Source organism: Halorubrum xinjiangense (genome assembly GCF_049604745.1).
In the GTDB taxonomy this organism is placed as follows: domain Archaea; phylum Halobacteriota; class Halobacteria; order Halobacteriales; family Haloferacaceae; genus Halorubrum; species Halorubrum xinjiangense_A.
Genome location: NZ_CP187140.1, coordinates 3015037 through 3041049 on the forward strand (window position 1 = coordinate 3015037; position 26013 = coordinate 3041049).

The 26013-nt window shown below is 71.9% G+C and carries 25 protein-coding genes; 6 read left to right on the forward strand and 19 right to left on the reverse strand.

Going from position 1 to position 26013, the window contains the following annotated elements:
- Positions 1-567: 567 nt before the first annotated feature.
- Positions 568-1176, reverse strand: coding sequence for a 5-(carboxyamino)imidazole ribonucleotide mutase (purE, locus tag ACOZ35_RS16310; protein ID WP_424014541.1), 609 nt, complete (start codon positions 1174-1176; stop codon positions 568-570).
- 78 nt (positions 1177-1254) lie between these two features.
- The gene (locus ACOZ35_RS16315) at positions 1255-1746 is read right to left on the reverse strand and encodes an NUDIX hydrolase (RefSeq protein ID WP_424014542.1); all 492 of its coding nucleotides are present in this window, start codon (positions 1744-1746) and stop codon (positions 1255-1257) included.
- Positions 1747-1829: 83 nt separating this feature from the next.
- Between ACOZ35_RS16315 and ACOZ35_RS16320 the strand changes: the two genes are divergently transcribed.
- Together ACOZ35_RS16320 and ACOZ35_RS16325 are read left to right on the forward strand one after the other, a co-directional pair.
- Positions 1830-2099, forward strand: a complete 270-nt coding sequence (locus tag ACOZ35_RS16320; RefSeq protein ID WP_424014543.1) for a type II toxin-antitoxin system HicB family antitoxin — start codon at positions 1830-1832, stop codon at positions 2097-2099.
- A 1-nt stretch (position 2100) separates the two neighbouring features.
- A complete protein-coding gene (locus ACOZ35_RS16325; RefSeq protein ID WP_424014544.1) occupies positions 2101-2352 on the forward strand; it encodes a type II toxin-antitoxin system HicA family toxin in 252 nt (83 codons plus the stop codon).
- A gap of 18 nt (positions 2353-2370) precedes the next feature.
- Here ACOZ35_RS16325 and ACOZ35_RS16330 read toward each other — a convergent pair whose 3' ends face one another.
- The 4 genes from ACOZ35_RS16330 to ACOZ35_RS16345 form a co-directional block, all read right to left on the reverse strand.
- Positions 2371-3552 carry a 5-(carboxyamino)imidazole ribonucleotide synthase gene (locus ACOZ35_RS16330; RefSeq protein ID WP_424014545.1) on the reverse strand — a complete coding sequence of 394 codons (1182 nt, stop codon included), beginning with the start codon at positions 3550-3552 and terminating at the stop codon, positions 2371-2373.
- A 95-nt stretch (positions 3553-3647) separates the two neighbouring features.
- Positions 3648-4382, reverse strand: a complete 735-nt coding sequence (locus tag ACOZ35_RS16335; protein ID WP_424014546.1) for a hypothetical protein — start codon at positions 4380-4382, stop codon at positions 3648-3650.
- A gap of 84 nt (positions 4383-4466) precedes the next feature.
- On the reverse strand, positions 4467-5645 hold the full coding sequence (locus ACOZ35_RS16340) for a cell division protein FtsZ (protein ID WP_424014547.1): 1179 nt from the start codon (positions 5643-5645) through the stop codon (positions 4467-4469).
- A gap of 163 nt (positions 5646-5808) precedes the next feature.
- Positions 5809-6912, reverse strand: a complete 1104-nt coding sequence (locus tag ACOZ35_RS16345) for an AI-2E family transporter (protein WP_424014548.1) — start codon at positions 6910-6912, stop codon at positions 5809-5811.
- A gap of 118 nt (positions 6913-7030) precedes the next feature.
- On the opposite strand from ACOZ35_RS16345, the gene ACOZ35_RS16350 reads away from it, so the two are divergent.
- On the forward strand, positions 7031-7528 hold the full coding sequence (locus tag ACOZ35_RS16350; protein WP_017342617.1) for an NYN domain-containing protein: 498 nt from the start codon (positions 7031-7033) through the stop codon (positions 7526-7528).
- Between the two features lie 25 nt (positions 7529-7553).
- Here ACOZ35_RS16350 and ACOZ35_RS16355 read toward each other — a convergent pair whose 3' ends face one another.
- From ACOZ35_RS16355 to ACOZ35_RS16385, 7 genes are all read right to left on the reverse strand, one after another.
- Positions 7554-8804, reverse strand: coding sequence for a M20/M25/M40 family metallo-hydrolase (locus tag ACOZ35_RS16355; protein WP_424014549.1), 1251 nt, complete (start codon positions 8802-8804; stop codon positions 7554-7556).
- Complete coding sequence (dapF, locus tag ACOZ35_RS16360) at positions 8801-9745, reverse strand: diaminopimelate epimerase (protein WP_424014550.1); 945 nt, start codon at positions 9743-9745, stop codon at positions 8801-8803. The genes ACOZ35_RS16355 and dapF overlap by 4 nt, the downstream gene beginning before the upstream one ends.
- Positions 9742-11124 carry a diaminopimelate decarboxylase gene (gene lysA, locus ACOZ35_RS16365; RefSeq protein ID WP_424014551.1) on the reverse strand — a complete coding sequence of 461 codons (1383 nt, stop codon included), beginning with the start codon at positions 11122-11124 and terminating at the stop codon, positions 9742-9744. The genes dapF and lysA overlap by 4 nt, the downstream gene beginning before the upstream one ends.
- Positions 11121-11960 carry a 2,3,4,5-tetrahydropyridine-2,6-dicarboxylate N-succinyltransferase gene (locus tag ACOZ35_RS16370; protein ID WP_424014552.1) on the reverse strand — a complete coding sequence of 280 codons (840 nt, stop codon included), beginning with the start codon at positions 11958-11960 and terminating at the stop codon, positions 11121-11123. The genes lysA and ACOZ35_RS16370 overlap by 4 nt, the downstream gene beginning before the upstream one ends.
- Before the next feature lie 57 nt (positions 11961-12017).
- The gene (gene dapB, locus ACOZ35_RS16375) at positions 12018-12818 is read right to left on the reverse strand and encodes a 4-hydroxy-tetrahydrodipicolinate reductase (RefSeq protein WP_424014553.1); all 801 of its coding nucleotides are present in this window, start codon (positions 12816-12818) and stop codon (positions 12018-12020) included.
- Positions 12815-13816 carry a 4-hydroxy-tetrahydrodipicolinate synthase gene (gene dapA / locus ACOZ35_RS16380; RefSeq protein WP_424014554.1) on the reverse strand — a complete coding sequence of 334 codons (1002 nt, stop codon included), beginning with the start codon at positions 13814-13816 and terminating at the stop codon, positions 12815-12817. The genes dapB and dapA overlap by 4 nt, the downstream gene beginning before the upstream one ends.
- 282 nt (positions 13817-14098) lie before the next feature.
- Complete coding sequence (locus ACOZ35_RS16385; RefSeq protein WP_424014555.1) at positions 14099-14782, reverse strand: haloacid dehalogenase type II; 684 nt, start codon at positions 14780-14782, stop codon at positions 14099-14101.
- Positions 14783-14922: 140 nt separating this feature from the next.
- On the opposite strand from ACOZ35_RS16385, the gene ACOZ35_RS16390 reads away from it, so the two are divergent.
- On the forward strand, positions 14923-15831 hold the full coding sequence (locus ACOZ35_RS16390) for an HD domain-containing protein (RefSeq protein ID WP_424014556.1): 909 nt from the start codon (positions 14923-14925) through the stop codon (positions 15829-15831).
- A gap of 30 nt (positions 15832-15861) precedes the next feature.
- Here the strand turns inward: ACOZ35_RS16390 and ACOZ35_RS16395 are convergent, their stop codons facing one another.
- The gene (locus ACOZ35_RS16395; protein ID WP_424014557.1) at positions 15862-17451 is read right to left on the reverse strand and encodes an aldehyde dehydrogenase family protein; all 1590 of its coding nucleotides are present in this window, start codon (positions 17449-17451) and stop codon (positions 15862-15864) included.
- A gap of 116 nt (positions 17452-17567) precedes the next feature.
- Between ACOZ35_RS16395 and ACOZ35_RS16400 the strand changes: the two genes are divergently transcribed.
- The gene (locus ACOZ35_RS16400; RefSeq protein WP_424014558.1) at positions 17568-21422 is read left to right on the forward strand and encodes a MarR family transcriptional regulator; all 3855 of its coding nucleotides are present in this window, start codon (positions 17568-17570) and stop codon (positions 21420-21422) included.
- Between the two features lie 93 nt (positions 21423-21515).
- A complete protein-coding gene (locus ACOZ35_RS16405; protein ID WP_424014559.1) occupies positions 21516-22025 on the forward strand; it encodes a PUA domain-containing protein in 510 nt (169 codons plus the stop codon).
- 380 nt (positions 22026-22405) lie between these two features.
- Here ACOZ35_RS16405 and ACOZ35_RS16410 read toward each other — a convergent pair whose 3' ends face one another.
- The 5 genes from ACOZ35_RS16410 to ACOZ35_RS16430 form a co-directional block, all read right to left on the reverse strand.
- The gene (locus ACOZ35_RS16410) at positions 22406-23386 is read right to left on the reverse strand and encodes a presenilin family intramembrane aspartyl protease PSH (protein ID WP_424014560.1); all 981 of its coding nucleotides are present in this window, start codon (positions 23384-23386) and stop codon (positions 22406-22408) included.
- Positions 23387-24033: 647 nt separating this feature from the next.
- Positions 24034-24840, reverse strand: coding sequence for a carbon-nitrogen family hydrolase (locus ACOZ35_RS16415; RefSeq protein WP_424014561.1), 807 nt, complete (start codon positions 24838-24840; stop codon positions 24034-24036).
- Positions 24837-25268 carry a CoxG family protein gene (locus tag ACOZ35_RS16420; protein ID WP_424014562.1) on the reverse strand — a complete coding sequence of 144 codons (432 nt, stop codon included), beginning with the start codon at positions 25266-25268 and terminating at the stop codon, positions 24837-24839. Before ACOZ35_RS16420 ends, ACOZ35_RS16415 begins: the two co-directional genes overlap by 4 nt.
- 125 nt (positions 25269-25393) lie before the next feature.
- Positions 25394-25621: a DUF7123 family protein gene (locus tag ACOZ35_RS16425; protein ID WP_004598402.1), complete on the reverse strand. Its 228-nt coding sequence runs from the start codon at positions 25619-25621 to the stop codon at positions 25394-25396.
- 81 nt (positions 25622-25702) lie between these two features.
- Positions 25703-25885 (reverse strand): DUF7525 family protein, encoded by a 183-nt coding sequence (locus ACOZ35_RS16430; RefSeq protein WP_424014563.1) that lies wholly within the window; start codon positions 25883-25885, stop codon positions 25703-25705.
- Between the last annotated feature and the right edge of the window lie 128 nt (positions 25886-26013).

The window sequence follows — 26013 nt, forward strand, 5'->3', positions numbered from 1 at the left end:
AGTGAGAACCCTCGATCCGAACCGGCGTTCGAGTCGATGGCGGCGCAGCGACTCGACGGTGAACGAGCCGACCTCCTTTATAAGTAGTTCCGCGGTGGCGTCGCCGGCGGCGGAGCCGCCGGCTGCAAGAGGCGCGTCGCGCCTCCCTGCGTGCCTGCGAGCGGCCGCCACCGGCGGCCGCGAGTCAGCACGCGCGAGGGACGCCGCGAGCGACCGGAGGGAACGAGCGGCGAGGCTGGGGAGGTGTGAGGTGCGGTTGCTGTGCGGGGCGGGACTCAAAGGGGCAGTCGCGAGGATTGCGCAGGCGACGTAAGCACCGCAACGAGGGAGCGAACGAAGTGAGCGACCGAGTGAGGAGCGCAGCGAGCGTGCGCAATCCTCGCGACTGGGGCTTTGGGGGAGTTCACCGTTGATCTGTTGACGACTATTTATAAATGAACGACTGGGGCTTTGAGGGTGTTCACCGTCGATACGTCAGCCGTTGTTTATAAGCAAACAACCGACCCTGAAAGGGCTCACCGCGCCGCAGGCACCTCGTGTACGCGTTTATAAAACCGAGAGTAACCCTCACCGATCGCGGAACCCGTCGATCCCGAGATCGTGGAGGTCTGCCGAGACGTCCGCGACGCCCGCCTTCTGCTCGTCGTGGAGCTCGACCAGCCGCTCCTCGATCTCGTCGTGTTCGCGCGCGAGCACCTGCGCGGCCGACAGCGCCGCGTTGTACGACTTCCCGGCGTCGACGGCGACGATCGGCGCGCCCGTCGGCATCCCGATGACGGAGTCGACCGACTTCTCCTGGACCGGCACGCCGATCACGGGCACCGGGTAGGCGATCGAGGCGGTCATGTTCGGCAGGTCGGCGGACTTCCCGCCCGCGCCGGCGATGATGACGTCGAGCCCGCGCTCCGTCGCCGTCTCCCCGTACGCGTACATCAGCTCGGGCGTCCGGTGCGCGGAGACGACGTAGCTCTCGTAGGTGAACCGCGCGTCCGGCGCCTCGTCGAAGTCGGTCTGCTCCGCGAAGCCGAGGTCGTCGAGCGCGTCGTAGGCCTCCTCCATGACGGGAAGGTCCGAGTCGGAGCCCATGATGATCCCCACGTCAGGGGTGGTCTCTGGGTCGGCGTCGGCCGCCGCCTCCGATTCCAGTCGGTCGATCAGGTCGTCCACCGTGGTCATGTACGGAGGTTCGGCGGAGGGCTACAAGGAACTCCCGGATGCGCGACGCCGGGATCGATAGATCGTCTCGGATCTCCCTCAGAGATGTGATCGGAGGAGGTCGCCGTCGTGGAGATCCCTCGGGACATTTTCGAACCACCGCGCGGCGCGGATCTCGTCCGGATCGACCCCCAAATCGGTGGCGTCCGGAATACGCCCCTCGGCGCGCGCCGCGAAGACGACGTAGTCGGCCTCGAACGCGACCTCGTCCCGCTCGGCGTCGACGTACGACTGCTCGAACACGACGACCGGCTCACCGATCGCCGCGTCGAGCCCCGTTTCTTCGCGGACCTCCCGCGCTGCCGCAGTCGACGGCGACTCACCGGGTTCGACCGCGCCGCCCGGGAGGACCCAGCCGTCCGACCACGCGGTCTTCACGAACGCGAGCCGACCGTCAGGACCTCGGACGCGGGCGGCGGCGGTGAGCGCAGTTCCCTCCTCTGCCCACTCGCGGAGTGCCTCGATCCGATTCGACGGGAGCCGGATCGACTGGCGTTCGCGTGGCGCACCCGGTGCGAGACCGTCTGTCATCGGGTTATTCGTTGGCCGGCGCACCCGTATCAGTGGTTCGTCTGCCCAACCCTTATCAACCGAATCGCCCGAACTATACGATAATGGCGAGTTCGACGAACGACGGAGCGGACTACGACGGCGAGATCCGCCTGTGGCGAGAGGAGGGGTGGTGGATCGCCCGAGACGTGGGGACGGGCGTCACGACGCAGGGAGAGTCCCGGTCCGACGCGCTGGAGAACCTCGACGAAGCCGTCGCGCTCCACCGAGGAGAGGTCGGCCGCGAACCGACCGACGAAGAGCTTCGGGAACTCGGGATCGATCCCGAGGAGAACGCGACCGGGGACACAGAGCCGCCGGACATCCTCGAATAGCGTGGCGAAGCGCACGTTCTCCGGGCGAGAGGTCGTGAAAGTACTTGTCAACCACGGCGGGTTCGAGTGGCGGCGAACGACCGGCGACCACGCGCGGCTCTACTACGAACACCCGACGAACGAGGCGGACAAAAGACACGTCACCGTCCCGCTCCACGACGAACTTCGGAAGGGAACGCTCAGGGGCATCGCGGACGACGCCGGAGCGCGCGATTTCGACGCCTTCTGTGCGTGGATCGACCGAAACTCGTGAGAACCGACCTGGACGTGACTATGCGTCCCGGAACGTCAGCCCGTCGCGGAGATTGCGCGCCCGAGAGAGCAGGGCGTCGCGGTCGGTCCCCTCGGCGGCGGACCCCTCCGCGTCCCGCTCCGTCGCCGTCAGGTGGCCCATCTTCCGGAGCGGGTACACGTCGTCTTTGCCGTACCAGTGGAGGTCGGCGTCGGGCGCGTCGAGGACCGTCTCGACGTTCCGGAGCGTCGCCGGTTCGGTCTCGTCCACGTCGCCGAGCACGTTCGCGGTGACCGCGGGCGCGACGAGGTCCGTCGGGCCGAGCGGCCAGCCGAGGACGGCCCGGACGTGGTTCTCGAACTGCGAGGTGCGCGCGCCCTCGATCGTCCAGTGGCCGGAGTTGTGCGGGCGCGGCGCGATCTCGTTGACCAGCACCTCGCCCTGGCGCGTCTCGAACAGTTCGATCCCGTAGACGCCCCGGCCGTCAAGGACGTCGAGCACGTCGTTGGCGACCGACTCGGCCTCGGCGACGACCGCGTCGTCGGCGCGGGCCGGACTGACGCTCTCGCGGAGGATCTCCTCGCGGTGTATCGTCTCCGTGACGGGGTAGGTCCGCGTCTCGCCGTCGGCGCCCTTCAGGCCCATCACGGCGATCTCGCGCTCGAAGTCGAGGAACTCCTCGGCCATCGCGGCGCCGCCGACCGCGTCGAGCGCGCCGGCGGCCTCGTCGGGCGTCTCGACCGGGACGTTCCCGCGGCCGTCGTAGCCGCCCTCGCGGGCCTTCAGCATGACGCCGCCGAACTCCTCGACGACGCGTTCGAGCCCCTCGGCGGTCGCGACCGCGACGAACTCGGGGACGGGGATCCCGGCGTCCGCGAGCGCCTCCTTTTGAACCAGCTTGTCTTGGATCGTCTCCAGCGTGCCCGGGTCGGGGTGGACCGGCACGCCGTGCTCCTCGCTCGCGGCCGCGAGGACCTCCGGATCCGCGAGTTCGATCTCGAAGGTCAGGGCGTCGACGCGGGCCGCGAGCTCGTGTATCGCGTCTGCGTCGTCGAAGTCGCCGACGATCTGGTCGCTCGCGACGGGCGCCGCCGGACAGTCGGGCGTCGGGTCCAACACGACGAGGTCGACGCCGAGCGGCGCGGCGGCCTCGGCCAGCATCCGGCCCAGCTGTCCGCCGCCGACGACGCCGAGCGTCGGCCCCGGAAGAGTGATCGACATGTGCGTGTCGGTACTGGACAGGAGTGAATAAGTATTGTCAAACAAGCCAGAGAATACGCACAGATACGGATCGATCTGCCGAGCGCGCGGCCGAGTCAGACCGAGATCCGTTCGAGGTCGCTTTCGAGCTCGTCGACGAACTCGTTGTACGCATCGACGAAGCCGCGGAACCGGTCGGCGTACTCTCGGACGTCGGCCGCGGAGGGAGCGCCGTACTGCGAGAGGAGGTAGAGCCCGCCCGACCCGCCGATCCGGAGGTACGACACCGCCCCCTCGTCGTACTTCAGCTCCCAGCGGTCCCCCTCGACGCGCGCGGTGAACGTCCCGTAGTCGTCCCCCTCGTACCGGTGGATCTCCCCGGCGATGACCGCGCAGGTGTCGCGGATTTCATCGAGGATGCGGTCGCGTTCGGCCACCAGCCCGTCGGTGGTCGCCGGGTCGGGGAACTCGGCGCTCACGCCGTCGAGAACGCCGGACAGCGAGTCGACGTGGTCGTTCCACGCCGCCACGAACGCCGCGTAGTCGTCGAGCGCGGTCGCGAGCGCCGCCGGCTCCGGCGGCTGCTTCGTCGAGATGACGTACGTGTCCGAGCCCGAGTTCGGCGAGAACAGGAGGAACTCCAGCTCGCCCGCCTCGTGTTTCACCGTCCACTCGCCGCCGGGCGTCGAGAGGGTCTCGCGGCCGTAGTCGCCGCCCTGGAGCCGCGCGAGCTGGTAGGCGATCTGCCCGGCGTGGTCGCGCACCGCGGCGACGAGCTCGTCGCGGCGCTCCGCGACGGCCGCGGCGTCGCGCACGTCGAGGTCGATCCCGAGGTCTGCCTGCGTCGTCACGGTCTCAGTGGGTGCGCCATCCGGTTAACCGGTTCGGGTCGGCCGGCGGCGTCCGACCCTCGGTTCGCAGCGGCAACGCGCCAGTCACCCGATCGTCTCGCGGATCTCGCGGATCCGGTCCGGCTCGTCGACCCCGGAGCGGACCACGACCGCGAACACCTCCTCACCATCGGGGACCGGGGCGTCGCCGCTCAGGATGGCGTCCGAGCCGGTCTCCTCGGCGAGCCAGCGCCGCCCCTCGGCGATCGCCTCCCGGTTGAGCCACGCGGGCGGGCCGCCGACCACGAGCAGGGTCCGGTCGGCGCGCCCCTCGGGGACTTCGACCGTGTTCTTCCCGCGGGCCGCCTTCCGGATGACCGTCTCGATCGCCGACACCGCGGCGCTTGTGTCGACCTCGGCCGGCTCAGAGGAGCCGAACAGCCCGAGCCCGAACTTCGATTCCTTTTCCGGCGGCTCCACCGCCTGCGTCGCGTGGCCGATCACCGCTATCTCGCCGTCGCTCCCCGCTGCGCGGGCGACGTCGCTCGCGTCGAGCACCTGCTGGGGCGTCGCCGTCCCCTCGGGCGTCTCGCCGGCGCCGAACAGCGCCGCGATCCGCTCGACGGCGACCTCGTTGAGCCGGTCGCGGGCCCCGCCCAGTGTCTCGCTCGGCCGGAGCCACGCACCGTTGTCGAACGGGAGGACCGCCGCGCACTCGTCCGAGAGCGCGTCGAGGGTCCGCGCCGCGTTCCGCTCGGCCAGCGGGCGGTGGGGCGTCGACGGCACCGGCTCGTCCCCGGGGGCTGCTGCGGCGCCGGCCGCCGCGTCCGACGCGCTCCGCGGCCCGTCGTCGTCCGGTTCCTCCGTCTCGTCGTGAGTGGGGAGAAACCCGAAGGCGTAGACCGGGGCGTCGTAGAGCCGCGAGAGCTCCGCGGCGAGCGCGGGGGCCGCGCCCGCGCCGGCCGCGCCGCCGAGGCCGACGACGATCAGGAACGCCTCCGCGACCGACGGCTGCTGGTCGTCCATGGCCCGGCCGAGTTCGCTCGCGTGCGCGTCGCCGAGGCGGCGCCCGGCGTGGAGGTCCCCCTCGAGCCCGTCCCCGCCCGCGGCGTCGCCGAACCGGTACCGGCGCTCCTCGCCGAGCGCGTCTAGGGCCCCGAGCGCGTCCATGTCGGTGTCGAAGGCGTGGACGCCCGCGAGGAACGGGTCGCCGTCGTGGTCGCCGGCGAGGCGGTCGGCGATCCGCCCCCCGGCCCCGCCGAGGCCGATGACGTGTAGTCGCATATGTGGGGCGGTCGTCGACCGGGGATATATGACTTCGGCTCGGCGCGAGTTGCGGCCGAGCCGTCGGCTGTCCCGCCGCGGTCGGGTGACCCATCGTGATCGGACGCAGCCGCCGCGGTCGGGCGCTGCCGCCGCGACCGGACCGCCGTGCGCCCGCGACAGCTCAGAACTCTTCGAGGCGGCGCTGATCTGCGGGGATCTCCGGCCCCGGGTCCGGCTCGACGCCGAGCAGGCGCAACAGCGCGGTGTCCGCGAACGTCAGCGCCACGACGAGGATGATCGGCGCGAGGAACAGCCCGTGGAAGCCGAACACGACCGGACCGAAGATGTACGCCAGCATGAGCAGGCCGACGTGGGTGGTCTCGCCGCTGAAGTACGGCCGGAGGACGATGTCGGGGATGGTGTCGACGACCACGGCCACGACGACGAGGAAGCCGGCGACGTAGACGAGCAGCGAGAGGTCGCCGTCGAGCGCGATCGGAATCGACATCGCGGCCGCGATCGGGATGTAGACGATCTTCATCCCGATCACGGGGATCAGGCTGGCGACGCCGGTGAGCGCGCCCGCGAGCGTCGGGTACGGGATCTCGACCGCGGCGGGAGCGACCACGTTGTACGCGAGGTAGGTGACGACGGCGATGATCGAGATAGCGATGACGTTGAGCAGGTTCCCGTACAGCACGGCCTCCAGCTCGTCGTCCGCGGTCTCGAGGTACTCGCGGACGATCGCGTCGTCGTCGAAGCGGAGCAGCCAGTCGTGGAGCTTGGAGCCGTCGATGAGCAGGTAGTACGTGACGATCACGGTGATGAGCAGGTTCAGGGCGAGCCCCGACAGCGTGCTGGCCAAAAGCGACGCCTGCTCGGAGACGAGCTCGATGAGGGGGTCGAACTGCCCGGAGCGGTACGCCGCGACCAGCTCGTCCATCGTCGGATTCGACAGCTGGGCGAGGTCCCCGATCACCGAGTTCTCCGCGCCGATGGTGTCGGCCACGGGGTACGTCTCGATGAACCGCCGCGCCTCCAGGATGAGCAACACCAGCGTGTAGCTCACCAGGCCGATGAGCGGGAGGCCGATAACCGACAGCGACACGACAGCGCGCACCCGGGAGGGGAGCCGGAAGCGTTCGAGCCGGTGGTAGAAGCGCCGCGTCGAGTAGTAGAGGAAGACCGCGACGGTGAGCGGGGCGATGAACCGATAGGCCACGTAGCCGGCGACGAGCGCGACCGCGAGGCCGAAGAGGGCGACGACGAACCGCTTTTCGTCCATGGGCTACGGTCGCCAGCGCCGGACATAAACCATGGTGGTCGCTGCGACCTCGACGCGCCCCGAAATCGCGGTCGCGCGGATCCCAAAGCCCCTAACGGCGGGCGGTGAAGGGGGAGGCATGAGCGATATTCACCCGGACCAGCGCGTCGCCGTGCTGGCGGACTCACAGAATCTGTATCACTCGGCACAGAGCGTCTACTCACGGAACATCGACTACTCCGGCCTGCTCGACGAGGCTGTCGCGGACCGGTCGCTCGTCCGCGCCATCGCGTACGTGATCCGCGCCGACTCGCCCGAGGAGGAGAGCTTCTTCGAGGCGCTCCGCGACATCGGCTTCGAGACGAAGATCAAGGAGATCAAGACGTTCGCCGACGGCTCGAAGAAGGCCGACTGGGACCTCGGGATGAGCCTCGACGCCGTCTCCTTAGCGAGCCACGTCGACACCGTCGTCCTCTGCACCGGCGACGGCGACTTCGCCCGGCTCTGCTCGCACCTCCGCCACGAGGGCGTCCGCGTGGAGGCGATGGGGTTCGGCAACTCGGCGGCTGACGAGCTGATCGAGGCCGCCGACGACTTCGTCGACCTCGCCGAGGAGGAAGACACCTTCCTGCTGTAGTCGGTCGCGCGTCTGCGGCGTTCCGCTACTCGGCGCCGAGCAGTGTCGCCACCACGTCCTCGACCGCCGCCGCGGCCGCCTCGACCTCGCGCACCCGCACGTACTCCCGCTCGGCGTGCGCGACGGCGCCCGCCTCGTCGGCGAGGTCGCCGGGCCCGAACACGACCGTCGGTGCGGGCGCGAAGTAGGAGGCCTCCGTCGCGGCGCCGAACGGCCGGGCGTCGCCGCCGCGGTCGCTCGACAGGCCGACCGCGTCGCCCGCCTCGCGCGCCGCGTTCGCGACTGTGCGGACGAGTTCGTGGTCGGGGTCCGTCGCGAACGCCTCCAAGAACGGCGACTCGCGGTCGGTGAGTGCGACCGCGGCGTCGACGCCGGTGCGGTCGTCGGTAGCAGTCGTGAGCGACTCCCGTACCGCGTCCGCGAGCGACGACCGGAACCCCTCTGCGGTCTCCGGCGGGACGCTCCGCCGGTCGACGGTGATCGCACAGTCCGCCGGCACCTGGTTCGTCGCCGCGCCCCCCTCGATGACTGTGGGGGTGAGCTTCGGCGGGCCCAGTTGCGGGTGCGCGTCGGCCCCGTCGTCGAACGTCCGGATCGCCGCGAGCGCGTCCTCCGCGGCCGCGACCGCGTTGGAGCCGGCGAACTCCGCGGCGTGCGCGGCGGTCCCGGACAGCTCGACGCTCGCCTGAAACCGCCCTTTCGCAGCGGTACACGCGTCGAGACCGGTAGGCTCGCCAACCAGGTACAGGTCGCCGTCGAGCCGGTCCTCGGTCCCCGGAAGCCGCCCGGTCAACGCCGCCGCCCCGAGCGACAGCGCCTCCTCGTCGGGCGTGAGCGCGAGCGTGAGCCGCCCGCGGTCGGGGTCGGCAGCGAGGAAGGCATTTAAAAGCGCCGCGAGCGGCCCCTTGGCGTCGCAGGCGCCGCGACCGCGGATCACCTCGTCCGGCCCGTCAGCGGTTGCCGCGGAGGCGCCTCGTTCGCCGTCGCGCGCCTCGCCCCGCTCGAACGGGACGTGCGGCGTCACCGTGTCGAGGTGGGTGTTCAACACGAGGTGCGGGCCCGCCTCGGGCGCCGGTGAGCGCTTCTTCGCGAGGACGCAGCCGTCGGCGACGACCGCGGGGTCGGCGCCTCGGTCGTCCAGCAGGTCGACGACGAACTCACGCATCTCGTCGGGCGACTCTTGCGAGGGAATCTGGACCGCGTCTTCGAGGAACGAGACCGGATCGAAGTCGGATCCGGCGTCCGCGTCGGAATCGGCGTCGCTCCCGTCGCTCATCGCGGGTCGGCGGGGAGCGTCCCCGAGAACTCGTGGGCGACGGGACCGGTGAGGGTGGCGTGGCCCCTGTCGGGGACCGTGATCTCCAGTTCGCCGCCCGGCGGGCGGCTCACCGCGGCGTCGCCGTCGATCAGTCCCAGCCGGCGGGCGACCGCGACGACCGCGACCGCGCCGGTGCCGCAGGAGCGCGTCTCGCCCTCGACGCCGCGCTCGAAGGTGCGCTGGTCGAGGACCGCGGGGCCGTCGCCGGAGCCGTCGTCGACGACCGCCGCGAGGTTCACGTTTGCGCCCTCGGGGAAGACGTCGGCGTGGCGGACCGGCGGCGCGACAGATTCAAGATCGATCGCGTCGATCCCGTCGGGATCGTCGCGGCCGCCGTCGACGAACGCGACCGCGTGCGGGACGCCGGTGTTGACGGCGGTGACGGTCAACCCCTCGACCGGCTCGTCGATCAGCGGTTCGTCCGCGAGCGCGCCGTCGCGGGCGACCGGGACCCGGCGCGGATCGAACGTCGGCTCGCCCATCTCGATGGTGGCCGCGGTCGCGTCCGCGGTCACGGTGGCGCGTCGGGTGCCGGCCTGCGTGTCGATCATGAACTCGTGATCGCCCGTCCGGTCGTGGGCCCACCGCGCGACGACGCGGGCGCCGTTGCCGCACATCGTTGCCGTCGAGCCGTCCGGCTGGACCAGCGTCATCACGACGCGGGTCGGATTGAACCGCTCCTCGACGCTGAGGAAGAGGACGCCGTCGGCGCCGCGGCGGTCCGCGGGCGCGCCGCTGTCGTCGGCGCCGAAGTCGCGGCCGTCGACGCCCGTCCCGCGGTCGCAGTGGGCGCGCGCGAACGCCGCGCGGTCGCCGACGTTCTCGGCGGCCGCGTCGACGACGAGGAAGTCGTTGCCCGTGCCGTGGTACTTCTCGACCGGGACGGCGTGGGTGCTCATCGGTCTCCCTCCAGTCGGTCGGTTCGGTCGCGGCCGGCCTCGTGCTCGACCGTCGTCAGGTCGCCGAGCGTCTCTCTGCGCCGGGCGATCGCCGCGGTTCCGTCGTCGAGCGCGACCTCCGCGGGCCGCGGTCGTGAGTTGTATTGGCTCGCCATCTCGTATCCGTACGCGCCCGCGACGCCGACCGCGAGGAGATCCCCGCGGCTCGGGTCGGCGAGCGCTCGGTTCCTACCCAGCGTATCGCCGGTCTCACAGATAGGTCCGGCGACCGTGACAGGGGTTGCCTCCCGCTCGGCGACCGGGGGTACGTCGCCTCCGTCGCGCTCCCGTCCGCCCCCCAGGTTGCGGATCGGGTGATAGGCGTCGTACATCGCCGGACGCAGGAGGTCCGTCATCCCCGCGTCGACGCCGACGACCGTCTCGTCCGGCGTCGGTTTCACGGTGTTCACGCGCGTCAGGAGGACGCCCGCGTCGGCGACGACGTAGCGTCCGGGTTCGATCGCGAGGTCGACGCCCGCGGGGAGCGGCGCGACGGCCTCGCGAGTGGCGTCGGCGACGGCCGGCAGGTCGAGCGCCGGGGCGTCTTCTTTATAAGGAACGCCGAACCCGCCGCCGATGTCGACGTATTCGAGGTCGAGGGGGGCGGCGTCGCTGCCGACGTCGCTGTCCTCGCCGCTCGGTTCGGCCAACTCCCGCGCCAGCTCGCCCATCCGCGCGACCAGTTCGCGGTGGCTGTCCAGTTGGTCCGGGTCGATGCCTGAGCCGGCGTGCGCGTGGATTCCGACCACGTCGAAACGCTCAGCCGCCGCTCGGGCCGCCTCCGCGGCGCGGTCGTACGGGATCCCGAACTTCGCGGCGCCGCCGGTGGTGACCTTCTCGTGGTGGCCGGCGCCGACGCCGGGGTTCACGCGGACGCAGACCCGACCGTCGTAGCCGCGCTCCGCGAGGCGGTCGAGGGTGTCGACCGCGCCGACGGTGACCGTGAGTTCGGGCTCCGCCTCGGCGACGCCGACGACGTAGTCGAGGTCGCGGGCCGGCGGGTTGACCGCGGTGTAGTGGAGCCGCGAGCCGTCGAAGCCGGCCGCGAGCGCGCGGTCGACCTCGCCTGCCGAGGCGCACTCGGCGTCGAGGCCGGCGTCGCGGACCGCTTCGAGGGCCCGCTTCCCGGTGTGCGCCTTGACGGCGTACCGCACGTCCGCGTCGGGGAACGCCGCGACCAGGCGCTCGCAGTTCTCGCGGACGCGGTCGAGGTCCTGGACGTACAGGGGCGTCTCGTGGGCGTCGGCGAGCCCGTGGAGCCGCTCAGCGTCCCAGTCGCTCACGCGGCGGACCGAGGGATTTTCTCGCGCGTCCGTTGCGCCCGACTCGGGACCACTCATTCGCGGAGCGCGTCCTCCCGCTGCGTCGCTTCGAGGGTGTCCTCCTCGACGTGCGTCGCCACGACGGCGGGCTTGTACGCCCCGCCCTCGAAGAGCTCGTGGTCGCCGACGGACGACTCCACCATCCGGGTGAACGCGCGGCGCTCGGCCGGGAGGTGGCCGTAGATCACTTCCTCCTCGACGAGGTCGTAGACGGGGATGCGGGGGGTCAGCAGCGTGTTCTCGCCGACGATCGAGTTCTCACCGACGCGGAAGCCGGAGGTGACTCGACAGCCGGCGCCGAGCGAGACGCCGTCCTCGATTATCACCGGCGCGTCCTCGACGGGTTCGAGGACGCCGCCGATCAGCGTGTTGGCGCCGAGCTTGACGTTCTCGCCGAGCTGTGCGCAGGAGCCGACCGTGTCACAGGAGTCGACGAGCGTGCCGTCGCCGACGTACGCGCCCATGTTGACGAACGAGGGGCTCATCATGATGCAGTCGCTGCCAAGGTACGCACCGCGGCGGATCGCGGTGCCGTCGGGCGTGTTCCGGGTGCCGCGCTCCGCGAGGTCGTCGGTGTCGCGCAGCGGGAGCACGTCGTGGTAGGTGACGCCGCCGTACTCGCGCGGCTCCGTCTCGCGCAGGCCGAAGTTGAGCAGGATCCCTCGCTTCACCCACTCGTTGGCCTCCCACGAGGTGACGTCGTCGCCGGTCTTCTCGGCGGCGCGGACCTCGCCGGCCTCCAGCGCGGCGAGGAACTCGTCGATGACGACAGCGTCTTCGTCGGTCGCGTCCGCGGCGGTCAGTCCGTCCTGATAGCGGTTCCAGAGGTCGGCTACGTCGGCTTCGAGGCTCATTGGGTAGTGTATGGATGAGTGTCGGTATTTACTCGTCGATATACTGATTCCCCGTAGTTATTCATCGTCGTCCCGAGCCTCGCCGCCGTCCAGCACGTCGCCGAACCCGTACCAGCCGAGATCCTGGCCGGCGAGCCACGCGGCGGCGTCGAGCGCGCCCTCGGCGAACACCCCGCGGTCGCCGGCGCGATGGGTGAGTTCGAGCGTCTCGCGGTTCCCCGCCAGCAGGACCTCGTGTTCGCCGGTGACGTCGCCGGCGCGGCGGGCGTGGACCCCGATCTCGCCGGCCTCGCGTGGCGCGTCGCCCTCGCGCCCGTGAACGCGCTCGTCGAGGTCGTCGCGGACGTCCTCCACGTCGTCGAGGATCGACTTCGCGGTGCCCGAGGGGGCGTCCCGCTTGGCGTTGTGGTGCGTCTCGGTCAGCTCGACGTCGTAGCCGGGGAGCGCCGCGGCCGCCTCGCGGACCGCCCGGCGCAGCGCGGCGACGCCGCGTGCGAAGTTCGACGCCTTGAGGACGGGCACCGTCTCGCTCGCGGCTCGGAGGTCGTTTATCTGGGACTCCGCGAATCCGGTCGTCCCGGTGACGAGCGGGACGCCCGCGTCCGCGCAGGCCTCGGCGTACGCGACCGCCGAGTCGGGCCCGGTGAAGTCGACGAGGACGTCCGGCTCCTCGCTCGCGAGCAGGCCGTCGAGGTCGTCGGCGTCGTCGACCGCGACGCCAGCGACGGGGTCGGTCGCGGTGCGGTTGACCGCGACCGCGACGGCGACTCCCTCGCGGTCGGCGGCCGCTTCGATCACTTCGCGGCCCATGCGGCCGCCGGCGCCGGTGACGGCGATAGACAGCGGTTCCTCGCTCATTCTGACGCCCCCGTCGCCGCCGATCCGAGAACCGTCGGGTCGAGCGTTCCAGGCGCGTGCTCGTCGTACGCGGCCAGCAGCTCACGGAGCGACTCGCGGCGATCCTCGGAGAGCCGCGAGAGCGGCGAGCGGACGCGGGGGCCGCCCCGCCCGCGGACGTGCATCGCCTCCTTCACCGGGATGGGGTTCGTCTCGGCGAACAGCTCGCGGACGAGTGGCGACAGCTCGTGGTGGAGCGCCCGCGCACGGTCGTAGTCGCCCGAGAGCGCGGCGCCGACCATCGCGCAGGTCCGCTCCGGCTCGACGTTGGCGACCACGCTGATCGTCCCCGTCCCGCCGATCGAGAGGACCGGGAGCGTGAGCCCGTCGTCGCCCGACAGCACCGCGAACGCCTCGTCGCGAGTGCGCTCGATGACCTCGCTGATCAGGTTCAGGTCGCCGGAGGCGGCCTTGTACCCCCGGATGTTCGGGTGTTCGGCGAGCTCGACGGTGACGTCGGCCGGGATCGACTGCCCTGTTCGGCTCGGCACGTTGTAGACGATCTGCGGGAGGTCGACCTCGTCGGCGATCGTCCGGTAGTGGTCCAAGAACCCCTGCGGCTCGGGCTTGTTGTAGTACGGCGAGATGAGCAGCAGGCCGTCGGCGCCGGCGTCGGCCGCCCGCTGCGACAGCGAGAGCGCCTCCGCGGTGTTGTTCGAGCCGGTGCCCGCGATGACGGGGATGTCGTCGAGCGCGTCGCGGACCGTCTCGATCACCGCGACGTGTTCGTCGTGGCTCATCGTCGCCGACTCGCCGGTCGAGCCGACGGGGACCACCCCGTCGACGCCGGCCCGCTCTAGGTAGCGGGCGTTCGCGGCGAGCTGGTCGTGGTCGACCGCGTCGTCGTCGGTGAACGGCGTGGTCATCGCCGGATAGACGCCCTCGAAGGGCGCGTCTGTCCTCTCGCTGTCCGTCTCGTCCTGCGTCGCGTAGGGTGTCGTGGTGGTCGTGTCTGTCATGGGTGCTGCGGTGAGTTCGGGTCGGTGAGCGGACCTGTGCGCGCGTCGGGGGTCGTCCGGGACAGGGTCGCCACTCCCGCCGACGGACGGTTCACGCGCGTTTTTTCGAGAAGAGCCGCGTCGCTGGCGCCGACTGCCGGCCGCGTTCGGACGCGGGTCGAATCACACGGATATATGGATCGGTCGCCCGCTTATGCGTTGTGTCTCGGGTGGAAACTGCCGCGGAGGTCGGTCGCGGCCCCGCTCCGGGGGTCGCTCCGGCGGGGCGGGCCGGCTGCACCGTCAGGCCCCGAGCAGGTCCGCGAGCTCGTGGAGCGTCTCGACGGTCGCGTCCGGGTCGCCGCCGAACGGATCCCACGGCGTCCCCTTCCGGTCGACCCACGCGGCCTGCATCCCGGCGTTTCGCGCGCCCAGCACGTCGAACCAGCCGGCGGTCGCGTGGACCACCTCGTCGATCGGCGTGCCGGTCCGGGCCGCGCCGTGTCGGTAGAGTTCGGCGGCCGGCTTGAACGTCTCCACCTCGTCGGCGCTGATGGTGTCCGCGACGAGGTCCGCGATGTCGGCGTGGTCGACGAGCGACGCGAGCATCTCGGGGTCGCCGTTCGAGAGGACGTAGCAGTCGTAGCCGGCGTCGCGGAGCCGGCCGATGGCGTCGCGCACGTCGTCGAACACCTCCAGCTCGTGGTACACCGCGAGGATCTCGTCGCGCTCCGCGTCCGGGAGGTCGACGCCGTGCGCGTCGAGCGCGTACGTCAGCGCGTCGCGGTTCATCTCATAAAACGGCTGGTAGGCGTCGACCGCGTTCGCGACGAACGTGTACGCCAGCGATCGCGACCGCCACAGCCGCGACACCGGCTCGGGGTCGGCGACGCGGTCCGCGAGCGCAGCCTCGGCGGCCTCGACGTCCACGAGCGTGCTGTACGAGTCGAACGTCACCGTCGAGACGCGGTCGGGATCGAACGCCATGTGCGGGGCCACAGCAGGGGGCCGGATAAGCGGCCGGGGCGCCGGCAGGATCCCACAGTTCGACACACGGCGACCCGCGTGCCGGACGGAGCGTCCAGCGGCTCGCACATTTATCCGAGGCGGGCGACTCTGGGAGACGCATGAGCGACCCTGCCGACGACACTCCCGACCCGACGGAAGACGCCCCGGATCCGACCGCGGAGGACGCGCCGACCCCGCGCGACGAGGTCGACGCCGACACCGACGCCGGCCGCCACGAGTACGACCCGGACGCCGACCACGCGTTCCCCGACGAGCGGCTCAACGAGGTCCTCGCCCGGCTCGAATCGGACGAGGAGGTCGTCGCCTACTTGGAGGCGCAGAACGTCAACCCGGTCGCGCGGAAGGGGTACAACGACCACGGGTCCAAACACGTCGAGATCGTCCGCGACCGCGCGCTCCGGCTGTACGACCTGCTGAAGTCCGGCGGCGTCGAGTTCAACGGCGCCCGCCAGCAGGGGCTCGACGAGGCGGACGAGCCGGTGATCGTCGCGCTGGCCGCGACGCTTCACGACATCGGCCACGTCGTCCACCGCCACGACCACCCGTACTACTCGATCCCGCTGGCGGCGGACCTGCTGGACGACCTCCTCCCCACGTTCTACGACGTGGGCGACTGCGTCCGCGTGAAGGCCGAGGTGCTCCACGCAATCTTGTGCCACCACACGGAGGAACAGCCGCTCACGCTTGAGGCCGGCGTCGTCCGGATCGCCGACGGCCTCGACATGGAGCGCGGGCGCTCGCGCGTCCCCTACGAGGAGGGCGGCCGCGGGATCAACACCGTCTCCTCGCAGGCGATCGAGCGCGTCTCGCTCCGCGCGGGCGACGAGACGCCGGTACAGGTCGTGATCCGGATGAACAACGCCGCCGGCGTCTATCAGGTCGACTCGCTGTTGAAGGCGAAGATCGACGGATCGCTGCTCGAAGACCGGATCCGGACCGTCGCGATCAACACCCACAGCGACGGGAACGACGGGAACGGCCCCATCGTCGACCGGATCGAACTCTAATCGGTCGCGGCCGGGTCGGATCGTCTCGACTCAGGGTCCGCGGAGCGTGTCGCCCGCCCCGTTCCGGTGGGACGCCTCGTCCGCGACGGTCGTCGCGGCGACGGTCGTCGTCTGCGCGAGGCGGTCGGGCGTGAGTCCCCCACACAGTTGGCTCCCCCCTGCGGTCCCGCCGCTGAGGACGGGCGCGGCCTCGAACCCGTTCGAGCGCGTGCCCGTCGCCGCGATCCCCGCCTGATTGACCACGAGACGGCCGGGAGCGAGCCGCTCCGCGACCTGCCGAGCGCGGCGCTGCTGGGTGGTGTGGACCGCCGCGGCGTGGGGTGACCCGATCTCGGCGGCAAGCGCGGTCGCAGCGTCGAACCCGCTCCGCCCGTGGACCGCGATCGCGGGGATCCCCGACAGCGTCGCGAGCCGGTCGTCGGCGCCGTCGGGCTCGGCGATGAGGAACGCCGCCTCGCGGGCCGCGCTCGGGAGGTCGAGCGCGGCCGCCAGCCACCGCGGCGAGTTCCCGCGCGGGTCCGCCTCGGCGTTTTCGTCCGTTTCATCCTCGTCGAGGAGCGCCCGGAAGCGGTCGCGCTCGGCGGCGTCGAGGACGTACCCGCCCTCGGCTTCGAGCGCGGCACACAGCTGGTCGACGGCCGGGGACACCGTGACGACCGCAGCGTCGCTCGCGGGGTGGGCGCCGAAGTCGTAGGTCGCCCCGACCGCGACCCGGGTCGCCACCGCCTCGGCCGGGACCGAGCCGTCCGCGACGGAGACGACGCCGTCCGCGCTGGTGGCGACGTTGGGCGTCCCGCAGCGCTGCCCCGCGGTGGCCGTCGCCTCGGAGCCGGCGGCGACGACGAAGTCGGCCCGCTCGAACAGCGCGTCCGTCTCGGGCTTCGAGGGCGGCGCGGGAAGCATCGAGACCGCCCCGGTCGGCGCGCCCGCGTTGGCGAGCGCGCGGCGGACGGTCTCGACGACGACGTCGCACGTCTCCACGGTCGACGGCGAGGGCGCGAACACGACCGCGTTCCGGGCAGCGAGCCCGTACAGCGAGAGGACCGCGGGGATCACGACCGGGTGCGTCGCGGGGACCGCCGCGCCGACGACGCCGGTCGGTCCGGCGACGGTCACCGTGCCCGCGGCGCCGTCGCGGTCGACCACGCCGGCGGTCGGCGCGTCTCGCAGCGTCTGCCGAGCGGCGTCGAGCGCGGTCGCGACCTTCTCGGCCTTCGTACCCGGATGGCCGCGTCCCGTCTCGTTGGCCGCCGACCGCGCGAGGCGGCTGACCGTCTCTCTGTCGGCCAACCGCTCGCCGACCGACCGCACGAGGGCGTCGACATCGTCGGGGTCCCATGCTGCCAGTTCGTCCGCCGCCGTCCGCGCAGTCCCGACGGCCAGCGACGCGCGGCTCGGCAGATCCGCGGCGCCCGTTTCGGATCGGCCGTCCGTCGGTTCGCGGGCGGCACCCTCCACGACGGTGTCGGTATCGGCGCTGTCGGTGGTCGCGTCCGCCTCCACCGCCGAGGTCGGTTCGGCGTCCTCGGTCGCCGCCGCTCCGTCTCGTTCGGTCGGTTCCACCTCGTCGAGGCCGGTCGCCGTGCCGGGATCGTCGCCCTCGCCCGTGCGGTCCTTCATGGACCCCACTGCGTCGGTATCCGGCTTATTCTCACCCCGTGAAACACTGTGCCACCACGCGCGAGAGTCTTCACTGAAGAAACAGTTATGTTGGTTGGGTCGGTGCGAGCGGACGTATGACGGAGCCGTCGGAACTCGTGGGCGTCGTCGAGCGCCGCCTCGACTTCCTCGAACGGCTCGCCGCGGATCCCCTGCGCAAACACGAGCTCGTCGACGCGCTCGGCCACTCCCGGTCGACGGTGAACCGCGCGATAGACGAGCTGGAGGCGGCCGGGCTCGTCGCCGGCGAGACCGACGGCTACCGGACGACGGTCTCCGGCCGCCTGCTCGCGACCGAGTACCGCGAGTTCCTGACGGTCGCCGACGACCTCGCGGCCGCGGGCGACGTGCTTGACCCCCTCGGCGCGGACGTCGATATCGACCCCGCTGTCCTCCGCGAGGCGGAGACGTACCGCGCCGCGGCCCCCGATCCCTACCGACCGCTGGAGGTTCTCGACGAGGCGCTGGCCGACGCGGACACTGTCGCCGCCGCGCTGCCCGCATTCCCCTACCCGCGGGTCGCGGAGCGGCTCCGGCGCGCGGCCGCCGGCGGCGGGGCCGTCGATCTGGCGCTCGCGGACCGGGCGTACCGACACGCGGCCGAACGCTTCGCGGACGACCTTGGCGCCGTCGCACGGCGGGACAACTGCCGGGTCGCCGCGGTCGACGCCGTCGACGCGGGGGTCGTCGCGGCCGACGGGACCGCGCTGCTCCTCACCTTCGACGGTGACGGCACGCTCCACGGCGCGGCGGCGTCGACCGACCCCGAGGCGGTCGCGTGGGCGGAGACCGAGGTACGAGACCTAGTCGACCGCGGACGCGACGCTGGCGAGGCGCTCGCGGCGATGGATCGCTCCGAGCCGAAACGGACGGAGGGCGACCGAGCCGAGGGCAACCGAACCGGGGGCGACCGAGCCGAGACCGAAGGGTCCGACGGCTCGGCGGGCGACGGGGACGCTGACTCGTCCGACCGATCGGATCGAGACGACGGAGCGGACGGGCGGGGAGCGAGCGCCGCCGGCGGGCTTTTCGGGCGGATCGGCTCGGGTGACGGTAGTCGGAGCGCGCTCTCGGCGCAAGGGTTTCACGCGGTTGACGGGGAGCGGCTCTCCGGTGACCCGGACCCGTACGGACCGCTGCGGGCCACGGCGTCGTTCCCGGAAGTCGACGCGGGGTACGTTCTCGACAGGACGACGGTGCGCGACGGCGACCGACACTCGATCGCCGGGCTGCTCGCCGACGGCCTCGCCGAGGGAACGGACCACGTGCTGGTCGGCCCGCCGGGAAGCGGGAAAAGCACCGTCTGCCGGAGCGTCGCGGTCGAGTGGTACCGGTCTGGTCGCGGTCCGGTGACGTACCGCCCGAGCGACGGCGGCGACCCGTTTTCCGCGACGGAGCGGCTGCGCGAGCGCGTCACTGAGGGCGACGGTCACCACCTCGTCGTCGTCGAGGACGCCGTCGATCCCGGGGCCGCGGAGGCGTTCGGCGTCGCCCGCGAACTGGCCGACCGCGACGACGTCTCCTTCCTGTTCGACGCCCGCGAGGAGCCGTACGACGACCCCGACGGACTCCCGCTCTCCCCCGCCCACCTCCGCTACCGCCGGGCGATCGATACCGTGCGGATGCCGCGGCTCGACGAGCGCGAGGTGGCGCGGTTCGTCGATCACGTCGCCGACTGTACGGGGGCCGCGCCGGCGGCCGACCCGGCCGCGCTGCTCGACGACGTGCGGCGCGCCGACGACGAGCGCGTCGGCGAACTGCTCGCGCTTGTCCACCGCCTCGTCCGCGCGACCGGTGACGGCGCGACCGGCGTCGGCGAGGGAGGCGAGAGCGTCCGCGGCACGTCGGGGACGGAATCCGACCCGAGCGACGCGCCGGCCGGCCGCGACGACGGGGGCCCCGAGTCCGGACTGGAGGCGGCGGTCGCCGAGGCGGTCCGGGAGGTCCGGAACCGCCCGCCGCCGACCGCAGACGTCGCGGTGCTGGTGAACCTCCTCAACGTCGCCGGCGTGGCAGATGTCCGGACGCTGGCGTACGCGCTCGTCGACGGCCCGGACGGGAGCGCGGGATCGGGGACCGGGACAGGGGGGACCGACGGCGAGGGGGCGGACCGCGACCCGTCGCCGACCGTCGACGGCGTTCGCCGCGCGCTCGACCGCCTCGTCGGGTCGGCCCTCGTCCGGTCGGGCGACGGAGAGTACCGTGCGGTCCACGACGAGTGGTCGGTGCTGTTCTTAGAGCGGCTGGTCGAGCGGGAGCCGGCGCCGGTCGTCGCCAGGCGCGTAGGACGGGCTGTCTCGCGGGTTCTCGCGCTCGCAGACGATCCCGCGCGACGCGCCCGCGTCCGGCGCGCCGTCGGCGGGGACGCGCCGACGGTGAACCGGATCGAGCGCGACCCGGGCGCGTGGGCGGCGGAGACGGTCCGGGCGGTGTACGGCGTCGGGCGCCGCTACCCCCGGCTCGCGCCGCTGTACGGGCGCGTGCGCTACGCTTGGATCGACCTCCCTGACGCATGCCCGGACGACCTGCGAGACCGGCCGCCGGAGTGGGTGGCGCGGATGTACGTCGAGGCGGGGGACCTCGACGGGGCGACGGCGGCGCTGGACGCGTGGCAGCCGGTCGACGAGGCCGGCGCCGCCGAGCGACAGCGCGGGTACGGCGACGTCGCGCGGCGGCGCGGCGAGTACGACGCGGCGCGGGATCGGTACGAGCGTGCCGAGGAGCTGTTCGCGGCCGCGGGCGACCGCGGTGGGCTCGCGGCGGCGGTCAGGGGGCGGGCGCAGGCGGCGCACTTCGACGGCGACTACGAGGTGGCCTACGAGGCGGCCTCGCGGGCGTACGCCATCGCCGCCGCGGTCGGCGACCCCATCGCGAGGGCCAAGGCGCTGATGGACGTCGGGAACGCGCTCGACGCGCTCGACGGGACGGACGCCGTCCTCGACCACTACCGGGTCGCCGGCGACCTGTTCCGCGCCTACGACGACACGCACGGCGAGGCGAACGTCCGGGCGAACCTCGCGGTCGCGCTGCGGCGGCGCGGCGACCTCGACGGGGCCGAGCGGACGGCGAGGCGCGCGCTCGACGGCTACCGGACGGTCGGCGACGAGCACCGCGAGGCCATCGCGCTTTTAAATCTCTCTGCGGTCGCCGAGCAGCGCGGCGCCGTCGACGAGGCGGTCGCCTGCGCCTCCGAGGCGCGGGCCATCGCCGAGCGGATCGGCTCGGACATGTACGAGGCGTTCGCGCTGAGCCACCTCGGCAGCGCGGCGCACCTCGCCGGCGACCTCGACCGCGCGGAGCGGTTCCTGACGGCTGCGGCCGACCGGCTTGACGCGCTCGACGCCGACACGCGGCGCGCGATGGTGGACGGAATCTTGGCGGAGGTGGCGATCGACCGCGGCGACCTGACCGAGGCGGAGCGGCGGGCGGAGCGTGCCGCGTCGCTGCTCGACGACCACGCCGGACACAAGCGACTGGCCGAGCTGGACCGGATCCGAGGACGGCTGGCGCTCGCTCGCGGCGACGGCGACGCCGCGGCGGCGGCGCTGACGGACGCGGTCGACGCCGCGAGGGCGGGCGGGTTCACGCAGGTCGAGGCGCAGGCGCTCGCCTCGCTGGGCGCCGTGGAAGCCGAGCGCGGCGACGCCGTCGCGGCGGCCGAGCGGCTGACCGCGGCCCTCGATCTGGGCCACCGAATCGAGGGCGCGCGGGCGGTCGTTTCGGCGGCCGACCGGCTCGCCGACCTGCTCTCCGGGAGCGTCGTCGGGTCGAATCCGGTCGACCGCGAGGCGCTGATCGAGGCTCTCCGGGAGGCACCGCCGGAACCGATCCCGGCGGATTCGGTCACGGATCCGGGGGCGTACCGCGAGATCGCCGATCGCTGGCGCGTCGAGGGTAACGAGGTCACCGCGGCGTACCCCGTGCTGGGCTGAGAGACCAGTCGAGATCGCTGGGGAGCGTCGAGAGAGGATATCGCGCCCGGGCGGTGTCGCAATCGCTTTCAGCGCGCGCGGAGAACCGCGGCCATGACCGATGCCGACACGCTCGCGGACCTGCGGACCGCCGCGGACTACCAGTTCGGGGCCGGCGCGGGCGAGGCCCTGTTCCCGCCGGACGACGCCCTCACGGTGCGCCGGTCCAGCGGCGGCCGCCCGCGCCAGGTGATCGACGGCGACGTCGACGACACCCCGGGCAGCAGCGAGGGCAACCGCCTCGTCTCCTACGGTACCGACGGTCGGTTCACCCTCGGGCTCGCGGGGGGGAAACGGATCGGCGAGGCGTTCCCCGAACCGCGACACCGGATGGTTGTCGGCGAGGAGAGCGAACCGTTCGTGCGCGAGGGGCGCAACGCGTTCGCGAAGTTCGTCACCGCGGCCGACGACGGGATCCGGCCGGGCGACGAAGTCCTCATCGTCGATGAGAGCGACGCGATATTCGGGGTCGGCCGGGCCGAACTCTCTGGTACGGAGGCCGAGGAACTGGGATCCGGCGTCGCCGTGAAGACGCGCGACGGGAACCCCGCGGACGGCGACTGACGAACTTCTCTGCGGTTATTTCTCTGCGGTGGCGCGTGCCTGCGAGCGGCCGCCTTCGGCGGCCGCGAGACAGCACGCGCGAGGGAGTCGGCCGACCGCAGGGAGGCCGACGAGGCTGGGGAGGTGTGAGGCGCGGTTGCTGTGCGGGGCGGGACTCGAAGGGGCAGCCGCGAGGCGGTCAGAGGCGACGCAAGCACCGCAGGAGCGAGCAGCGCGAGCGACGAGGAGCACAGCGAGCGTCTGGCCGCCTCGCGGCTGGGGCTTCGGTGGTGTTCACCGGCGTTCCACAGTCAGTCATTTATAAGCGAGCGGCTGGGGCTTCGGTGGTGTTCGTGTCGATCAGCAGTTTATAAACAATTTCGTCGTACGCCCGAATCGATTTAAAAGAACCCCGCGAGCCCCAGCGCCTCGATAAGCGGGACACCGGCGACGAGCGAGCCGATGAGGTAGCCGCCGATCGCGCCGCCATTTAAAAGCGGGAGCCCCGCGTGGGGACGGCCCTGTATCACCCACCGCATGAGCACGAGCAGCCCCGCGAGCGTCCCGACCATCGCGAGCAGCGCGGGGAGGTTGACGCCGAGGAGCGGGACCGCGAGGTTAGTCGCCGGCGAGAACGTCGCCGCGCTCGCGATGAGCACCGTCGGGATGACGGCGTCGCCGAGGCCGATGAAGAAGGCGTCGCGGTCGCCGGCCTCGTCCTCGTCATCTGGGGCATCCTCCGAATCTGCGTCCGACTCCGCATCCGCCTCGTCGCCGACCCCCGAAGCCTCGTCGCTAGCCGACTCGCCGTCGAGCAGCGAGTACGACAGCGACAGCGGGATCACCAACACGACGGGGATGTTCAGGTCCATCACACCCTCCGCGAGCGACAGCATGTGTTCGGTGCCGTACACGGATATCGCGTCGTAGACGGCGAGGACGGCGAGGAGGAGTAGCGCGGGCAGCAGGCCGAAGGAGATGCCGAACAGCCCGGCGGCGCCCGCGCCCATCAACACCCCGGCGGTGTCGATCACGTACCACTCGGGGTGGACGAGCAGGCCGACGGCGACCGCGACCGCGGGGACGGCGGCCGCGAGCGGCGAGACGAGCGCGGAGAACACGTACCACGAGAGCCACGCCGACACGCCGACGATCAGCAGCCGGATCGCCCCGTCGAAGTCGTACCGGAACGCCGCGAGCATCAGCCCGGTCATCGCGACGATGGCGACGACGTACAGCAGGCTGTTGGCGGGATTGTCGGGGTTCTCGACCGCCTGATAGCCGCTCGCGGCGAACTCGGGGACCAGCGCCAGCGCGCCCACCTGGACGACGAGGAACAGCCCGACGACGAAGGCGACGCCGCGGTACTCGCGGGGGAACATTCGACCGCCGGTTCGTCGGCCGAGGGTTTCGGCCTTGCGCTTCGGCCGCGCGCTCCGTTGGCCGCCGCTGTCCGGCGGAGCGAGGCACGTACCGAAAGGGGTTCGGGCTCGGTGTGGGAGCGGGTGGACCCGAACCCAAGCCGACGGACGACGGACGGTGGAAGCGAGTGGCCGGCCGGCCCGCCCGGAACGGGATGGGGCCGACCGGATTCGTCCGCGGCGTTTACTTGCTCCTGCGAGCGACGTAAGAACCTACCGGCCGAGTTATCAGTACGGATACTCGGGTCCGGACGGAGCGAATCCGGCCGCGGCGTCCCCGAATCGATCCGGGGTTCGTCAGTACGAGGTGGAAGTGGGAGAGGGTGGAAGGGGGAAAGGGTGGAAGTGGGAAGGGGAGGCGGGCGAAAGGCGAAGCGGCGGGAGGCGGACGGGCGGCGGCCGGACAGCGGACCCCCAGGCTGTCGTCGGCGACGCCGCCCAGTGGTCGGGACGGGCGCGCGGATCGATTAACGCCGAATTCCAACGAGAAAAGCGTCGGTCTTCGGCAAGAGATGGTACGTGCCTCACAGGTATAAATGTGTGAGATTCGGATCCGAACCGGACGCGTTGGTTGCCGCGAAAAACCGGCCCACGACGCGGGGGCGGACTTACCGACGGTCGCGGAGCGCGGGGAACTCCTCGCGGACCGCCGCGACCCGCTCGGGGTCGACGGTCGCGGTGACGACGCCCGGCTCGTCGCCGATCGACGCGAGCGCAGTGCCCCACGGGTCGTACACTGCGCTCCGGCCACAGAGCGCGTCGTCGCCGAACCGGCCGCTCCCGTTGACCGCGGCGACGTACGCGAGGTTCTCGATGGCCCGCGCGCGGCCGAGCGTCCGCCAGTGTTCGATCCGCGGGTACGGCCACGCGCTCGGCACCAGCACGCACTCGACGCCGGCGTCGACCATCGCGCGGAACTGCTCCGGGAACCGGAGGTCGTAGCAGGTCGTCACCCCGACCGTGACGCCCGCGAGGTCGACCACCGGCGTCCGCTCGCCGGGCACCATCCGGTCCGTCTCCTCGGAGCCGTACCCGAAGAGGTGGCGCTTCCGGTAGACGAGCCGGCGTTCGCCGTCGGCGTCGAACAGCACCGCGGCGTTGGCGAGGCCGGACTCGGCGGGCACGTCGAGCCCGTCAGCGGCCGACGCCGACAGGTCCTCGACGACCGTTCCGGCCAGCACCGCCACATCGCACTCGTCGGCCGCGGCGGCGAATCGGGCGAGGCGGTCGCCGGCGAGGCTCTCCGCGGCGCGGCCGTACGCGTCGAACGCGAAGTAGCCCACGTCGAACAGCTCCGGGAGGACGACGAGGTCGGCCCCCTCGTCGGCGGCCGCCCGGATGCGGTCGAGCGCCCGCTCCACGTTCTCCTCGACGGCGCCGCCCTCGACCGCCAGTTGGACGCCGGCGAGCTTCATGCCGGCGAGGCGAGCGAGGCGCGGAGCGCGTCCTCCAAGTTGTCCAGCTCGGCGTCGAAGTTGCGCTTGAAGAAGGACTCGACGCCGGGGAGGTTCCCGTCGACGACGAACTCGTTAGCGAGCCGGCAGCCGCCGTCGTCGGTCTCCGTGATCTCGTGTTCGCCGGTGACGCGGAACGCCCGCGACTTCCCGACGAACTTCACTCGGTGCGGGGGGTCGCGCTCGACTTCTTCCGTCTCGACGTCGATCGTCGAGCGGATCATCGGGATCGGGAGCGCGACGTGCCAGGTCGCGTTCCGCTCGTCGTGAACCTCGAAGGAGTCGACCACGCTGATGGCGCCCGCGCGCTGCTCCGCGTCCGAGATGAACGCCCACACGTCTGCCGGCGGCGCGTCGAACTCGAACGTCCGGGAGACTCGAACGGTCATACGATCCCGTTTGGGGCGACGGGGATTAAAAATGCGCGTCGGCGGAGTCGGGTTCGGAGAACGCGGCGACCGCGTCGGGATGCGAGCGCATCGGGACGCGAGCGCGTCGAGGCCCGGCCGCGTCCTCAGCCGTCCGGGGTCACGCGCCAGGTGGTCGACTTGGCGCGGCCCCACTTCTCGATGTCGACATCGTCCGACTTCTCGGCGAGTCTGGGGAGCCGCGAGCCCACCTGCTTCGCGGTGAGCCCGATCGCGTCGGCGATCGTCTTCGAGCGAACGTACCGCTCGCCACGGGTGACGCTGTCCGTGAGGTACGCGAGGATCCGCTGTTCCTCCTCGGTGTACTCGCTCATTATCAGCTGTACGCGTCTGACGTCCTTAACGGTTTCTCGTCGTTCGGACCGGGTGACCGGTCCGCGCCGTGGATCGGTCGGTCAGTCGAACAGCTGGACCGCGCCGACGGCGAGCGTCGCAAAGACGAACGCGGCCGCGAATCCCCACGCTTTCCCGAGCTGCCCCGGGTACGCTACCATCACTCCGGCGCCGACGACCGCGACGGCACCGAGCGCGAGCGCGACGCCGACCTCCTTGTCCGATTCGATGGAACCCTCGCTCATACGAACCGCTTCGCGGGGGACCACTTAGTTCATGCGAACCGCGCGACGCGGGTGGCCGACGGCCACCGGATGCGGTCGGCGGCCGACGGCCACCGCCGCGGAGGGACGCCGGCGACGACCGGGGCGCG

Bases quoted from the DNA above. Each gene is read 5' to 3' on its own strand.
- ACOZ35_RS16350 (WP_017342617.1), top strand. From the start codon at position 7,031: ATGAGCGATATTCACCCGGACCAGCGCGTCGCCGTGCTGGCGGACTCA.
- ACOZ35_RS16330 (WP_424014545.1), bottom strand. From the start codon at position 3,552: ATGTCGATCACTCTTCCGGGGCCGACGCTCGGCGTCGTCGGCGGCGGA.
- ACOZ35_RS16420 (WP_424014562.1), bottom strand. From the start codon at position 25,268: ATGACCGTTCGAGTCTCCCGGACGTTCGAGTTCGACGCGCCGCCGGCA.
- ACOZ35_RS16430 (WP_424014563.1), bottom strand. From the start codon at position 25,885: ATGAGCGAGGGTTCCATCGAATCGGACAAGGAGGTCGGCGTCGCGCTC.
- dapB (WP_424014553.1), bottom strand. From the start codon at position 12,818: ATGAGCGAGGAACCGCTGTCTATCGCCGTCACCGGCGCCGGCGGCCGC.
- ACOZ35_RS16410 (WP_424014560.1), bottom strand. From the start codon at position 23,386: ATGTTCCCCCGCGAGTACCGCGGCGTCGCCTTCGTCGTCGGGCTGTTC.
- dapF (WP_424014550.1), bottom strand. From the start codon at position 9,745: ATGAGCACCCACGCCGTCCCGGTCGAGAAGTACCACGGCACGGGCAAC.
- ACOZ35_RS16405 (WP_424014559.1), top strand. From the start codon at position 21,516: ATGACCGATGCCGACACGCTCGCGGACCTGCGGACCGCCGCGGACTAC.
- lysA (WP_424014551.1), bottom strand. From the start codon at position 11,124: ATGAGTGGTCCCGAGTCGGGCGCAACGGACGCGCGAGAAAATCCCTCG.
- ACOZ35_RS16400 (WP_424014558.1), top strand. From the start codon at position 17,568: ATGACGGAGCCGTCGGAACTCGTGGGCGTCGTCGAGCGCCGCCTCGAC.
- ACOZ35_RS16385 (WP_424014555.1), bottom strand. From the start codon at position 14,782: ATGGCGTTCGATCCCGACCGCGTCTCGACGGTGACGTTCGACTCGTAC.
- ACOZ35_RS16320 (WP_424014543.1), top strand. From the start codon at position 1,830: ATGGCGAGTTCGACGAACGACGGAGCGGACTACGACGGCGAGATCCGC.
- ACOZ35_RS16315 (WP_424014542.1), bottom strand. From the start codon at position 1,746: ATGACAGACGGTCTCGCACCGGGTGCGCCACGCGAACGCCAGTCGATC.
- ACOZ35_RS16425 (WP_004598402.1), bottom strand. From the start codon at position 25,621: ATGAGCGAGTACACCGAGGAGGAACAGCGGATCCTCGCGTACCTCACG.
- ACOZ35_RS16355 (WP_424014549.1), bottom strand. From the start codon at position 8,804: ATGAGCGACGGGAGCGACGCCGATTCCGACGCGGACGCCGGATCCGAC.
- dapA (WP_424014554.1), bottom strand. From the start codon at position 13,816: ATGACAGACACGACCACCACGACACCCTACGCGACGCAGGACGAGACG.
- ACOZ35_RS16390 (WP_424014556.1), top strand. From the start codon at position 14,923: ATGAGCGACCCTGCCGACGACACTCCCGACCCGACGGAAGACGCCCCG.
- ACOZ35_RS16415 (WP_424014561.1), bottom strand. From the start codon at position 24,840: ATGAAGCTCGCCGGCGTCCAACTGGCGGTCGAGGGCGGCGCCGTCGAG.
- ACOZ35_RS16395 (WP_424014557.1), bottom strand. From the start codon at position 17,451: ATGAAGGACCGCACGGGCGAGGGCGACGATCCCGGCACGGCGACCGGC.
- ACOZ35_RS16370 (WP_424014552.1), bottom strand. From the start codon at position 11,960: ATGAGCCTCGAAGCCGACGTAGCCGACCTCTGGAACCGCTATCAGGAC.
- purE (WP_424014541.1), bottom strand. From the start codon at position 1,176: ATGACCACGGTGGACGACCTGATCGACCGACTGGAATCGGAGGCGGCG.
- ACOZ35_RS16340 (WP_424014547.1), bottom strand. From the start codon at position 5,645: ATGCGACTACACGTCATCGGCCTCGGCGGGGCCGGGGGGCGGATCGCC.
- ACOZ35_RS16345 (WP_424014548.1), bottom strand. From the start codon at position 6,912: ATGGACGAAAAGCGGTTCGTCGTCGCCCTCTTCGGCCTCGCGGTCGCG.